This window comes from Ilyobacter sp., from assembly GCF_041583315.1.
Classification (GTDB): domain Bacteria; phylum Fusobacteriota; class Fusobacteriia; order Fusobacteriales; family Fusobacteriaceae; genus Ilyobacter.
This window is the reverse complement of sequence record NZ_JBFHGC010000398.1, coordinates 1-2,715: the sequence shown is the minus strand read 5'-3', so window position 1 is coordinate 2,715 and position 2,715 is coordinate 1. Positions and strand designations below refer to the sequence as shown.

3 protein-coding genes are annotated in these 2,715 nt (G+C 39.1%); all 3 read right to left on the bottom strand.

What is annotated here, in order from left to right:
* On the bottom strand, nt 1–148 hold a 148-nt coding region (locus tag ABZA26_RS12005; RefSeq protein WP_372714754.1), incomplete at its 3' end, for an ATP-binding cassette domain-containing protein.
* Nucleotides 141–1,019, bottom strand: coding sequence for a metal ABC transporter substrate-binding protein (locus tag ABZA26_RS12000; RefSeq protein ID WP_372714753.1), 879 nt, complete (start codon nt 1,017–1,019; stop codon nt 141–143). The genes ABZA26_RS12000 and ABZA26_RS12005, both read right to left, overlap by 8 nt.
* Nucleotides 1,020–1,176: 157 nt before the next feature.
* On the bottom strand, nt 1,177–2,529 hold the full coding sequence (locus ABZA26_RS11995) for a diguanylate cyclase domain-containing protein (protein WP_372714752.1): 1,353 nt from the start codon (nt 2,527–2,529) through the stop codon (nt 1,177–1,179).
* Nucleotides 2,530–2,715: the final 186 nt, after the last annotated feature.

Here is a 2,715-nt window from a genome sequence, read left to right as displayed (position 1 = left end):
TTTTCACAAGAGTTGTTTTTCCAGAGCCGTTGGGCCCTACTATTCCTATGTAATCCCCTTTTTTTACAGTGAAGGAGATATTCTCAAGAACAGAGATGCCGTTATAGGCTATATTAAGTTTATCTACAGAGATAATAGTATTATTCATTTTTAAGACCTCTTTTCAGATTTTTTAGGTTATCCTCCATTATGTCTATATAGCCTTTTCCCTTTTTCAGATCTTCCTTGGATAGATTGTGGGCACCATGAAGGAGGAGGATTTCTGTCCCTGTCTCTCTGGCTATGAGTTTTGCACTCTTGGGATCTATCAGCTCTTCAAAATAGATATAGGAGTCCCCTCTCTTTTTTATAGTTGTGATAAGCTCTCCCATACGCCTGGGAGTGGGCTCAGCATCAGGAGAGAAGCTTCTGTAGGGAGTGATAAAAGTTAGGTTATACCTCTGGGCAAAATATCCGAAGACCATGTGCCCTGAGAAGACGACGCTCCTTCTGTCTATATGGGAAAGTTCTCTTTCTATTTTCTGGTGAAGCTGAGAGAGCTTGTTTTTATAGGCCTTTGCATTTTTGGTGTAATAATCCCTGTTCTCTGGATCAGCCTCTATAAAAGCTTCTGTGATATTGTCCACCATCTCCATTGCAAGAATCGGGTCTGTCCATATGTGAGGGTCCCCGTGTTCGTGGTCCTCTTCTTTTATTTTTTTTATACCCTGGCTTATATCCCGCACTGTGACACTAGACGGAAGGTTTCCGCTGAGTCTGTGGACCCATGGTTCCATATCTTCTCCGGTATAGAGGAGTATATCTGAAGTGGTTATCCTCACCATATCTCTAGGAGTGGGTTCATAGGAGTGGGCCTCTACTCCGGGAGGCAACAGCAGGGTAACTTCTGCCATCTCTTTTCCTATATTTCTTGCAAAATCATAATTCGGGAATATCGTGGCTATGACCTTTATCTTTTCTCCAAAGGAGAGAACTGTGAAAATCAGTGTAAAAAACATGGTTATAAAAAATCTATTCATCTCTTACCTCCTGTTACTATATATATAGATTTATTCTGTCAAATCGGAAACATCCTTTATAATAGCTGATAAATTTGACACTGAGATACAATTAATGTGTATAGGGGGTGAAAAAAATCAGCTCCGGGAATGATCCCGGGGCTGAACTGAGTTACTATTACAGATTGGGTTCTCTTTTCAAGGCTGACTTCTGCCTGTACATATCCTCGTCGGCCACATGAGTGAGCCCGTCAAAATCTGATCCTTCTACAGGATAGACTGCACTTCCTATACTGGATAAAATCTTTATTTCTTTGTTTTGGTGATGATAGTCCACTGTGACAGCTTTTTTTATTCTCTCTTTTATAATCTTTACATCTGACAGGTCCTCTATATCTGGAATGATAATGAGAAATTCATCTCCCCCCAGTCTGAACACAGCTTCTGATTTTCTGCATATTTTCAGCAGCTGATTTGCTATAAGCCTCAGCACCTCATCTCCTGCCTTGTGTCCGTAGGTGTCGTTTATATTTTTAAAGTCATTGATATCAAGGAGTAATATCAAGACTTTGGTGCAGTTTCTTTTGGCTTTTTCAAAAGTAAGCTGATAGTATTCATCAAGGAAAGCCCTGGTGTACAGTCCGGTGAGGTGGTCATGAATAACCTGGCTTTTAAGTTTGAATCTCGTAATTATATGATTATAAAGAAGCAATGAAGCTGTGAGAGTCAGCAGAATCATGATCATAAATTTTATCTCGTATTTTTCTTTGGAGGCCCCCCATCCGTTTCTCGGGATAATGGCAGCTTTCCATACTGTATTGCTCAGCTCCATATCCAGGATCACAGGGTTATCTCTGAGTGTGTCATTGCTTCCCATAAATGGTTTGTCCTTAAAGGTGTCATTGTTGAAAAGGGTTATTTCAAGGTCGTTTTCTTTCTCATAGGAAGCAGCTTTTTGGATAAAATTACCCACATCAATGATGATACTGACCTGACCCCAGTAGCCAGTTTCATTGTTTACAATAGGGGTTCTCAATATAAATCCGAAGCCTCCCTGTATAAGTTCCAGAGGACCTTGAAGAGTCTGTTTTAAGTTGTTTTTTACCTCTAAAACTTTCTCTCCCTGTATCGGTATTTTCGAAAGATCCACTCCTATGGCGGCTTCATTACCTTTTAAAGGATAAGTTGTTATGATTGTAGTATCTCTGATGGTTGTAATGCTTCTGATCAGATTTTCTTCTCCTTTTATCAGGTAAGAAAGATACTTTTCAGATTCTTCTGGAGAAGCCTCAGGGTGAGTTTCCAGATAGGCGATATATCCCTTGAGGAGATACTCATTCTGATTGAATAAATTTTCAGTCTGTGACCTGTAGTGAAGAAATCTTTCGATTACTTCTTCTCTTTCTGTATTTTTGCTCTGATCGACCTCATTTTTAAATGTAGAATAAAATGTATATGATAATATGATGCAGAATAAAAATGAAATCATAAATGCTATGATATATGATTTTGTTGAAATATTTTTCTTCACATATTTTCTCCTCTGGTGGAAATGTGATTATTCCTCCTTTAATTCCAAATAGATCTCGTAAAACTGATCTTTTATCTCTTCGAAGGCCTGTAGAATATCCGGATCAAAGTGCTGGGGAGAGGTCCTGCCGTCTCCGATTGTTATTATTTTGACAGCTTCCTCGTGAGAGAATGCATCTTTATAGGT

What these genes read in the sequence shown, in the direction of transcription:
- ABZA26_RS12000 (WP_372714753.1), bottom strand. Translation starts at nt 1,019, where the DNA reads ATGAATAGATTTTTTATAACCATGTTTTTTACACTGATTTTCACAGTT.